This window comes from Mesorhizobium sp. M7A.F.Ca.US.006.04.2.1, from assembly GCF_004022915.1.
In the GTDB taxonomy this organism is placed as follows: Bacteria; Pseudomonadota; Alphaproteobacteria; order Rhizobiales; family Rhizobiaceae; genus Mesorhizobium; species Mesorhizobium ciceri.
In genome coordinates this window covers 1-667 of record NZ_RZQA01001527.1, presented here as the reverse complement: position 1 = coordinate 667, position 667 = coordinate 1, and the positions used below count along the sequence as shown (strand labels likewise).

Genomic DNA, 667 nt, shown 5'->3' with positions numbered 1-667 from the left:
CCCCTATTCCCCTATTCCCCTATTCCCCTACGGCCAGGTCTCTGCCAACCGATGTCGAGCAGGCCCAGCCGGCCAAGCTCCTTGTCCATTGCGCGAGCGACATCACGGCGCACGCCGCCGATATCGCGCAGTTGGCGGTCGGAGAGATCCTCGACGTTCTGGTAGGCAGTATCGCGGCGGGGGAGGCGTATCGCGACCCGGGCGTGACGCAACCAGTCGAGGGTTTCGGCCAGCCAGTTCGGACGATGTGCGGACGAATTCAAAACGATGATGGACATGGTGTGCTCCGTTCTCCCCGAATATCAAATCCGGCTTGATGATGTTTCGATGGACAGATCATGCCAGATTGAAATCTCTGTAGGAAACGAGTAGTTTTCTCTCGATCATCAAGTTTTCTTTGAGGATAGGATGGCTCGTCTTCTGCCTGGGACTCGTGCCTTGAGGACGCTGGAGGCGGCGGCCCGGCACCTCAATTTCACCCGTGCCGCCGACGAGCTTGGGCTGACACCGGCCGCCGTCAGCCATCAGATCAAGGAAATCGAGGATCAGCTCGGGCTGGTGCTGTTCACGCGCACCAGCCGCACCATCCGGCTCACCGAGGCGGGAACGGTGCTGTTCTACGCCTCGGCGGACGCCCTCGACCTGCTTGGCCGGGCTGTTTCGCCGG

General features: G+C 61.0%; 2 protein-coding genes. One reads left to right on the top strand and one right to left on the bottom strand.

The annotated features are described in order from the left end of the window. Positions 1-11: 11 nt before the first annotated feature. Positions 12-278 carry a hypothetical protein gene (locus tag EN925_RS38520; RefSeq protein ID WP_127365963.1) on the bottom strand — a complete coding sequence of 89 codons (267 nt, stop codon included), beginning with the start codon at positions 276-278 and terminating at the stop codon, positions 12-14. A gap of 130 nt (positions 279-408) precedes the next feature. Between EN925_RS38520 and EN925_RS38515 the strand changes: the two genes are divergently transcribed. Next, positions 409-667: LysR family transcriptional regulator (locus tag EN925_RS38515; protein WP_128337497.1), on the top strand; the 259-nt coding region annotated here is incomplete at its 3' end.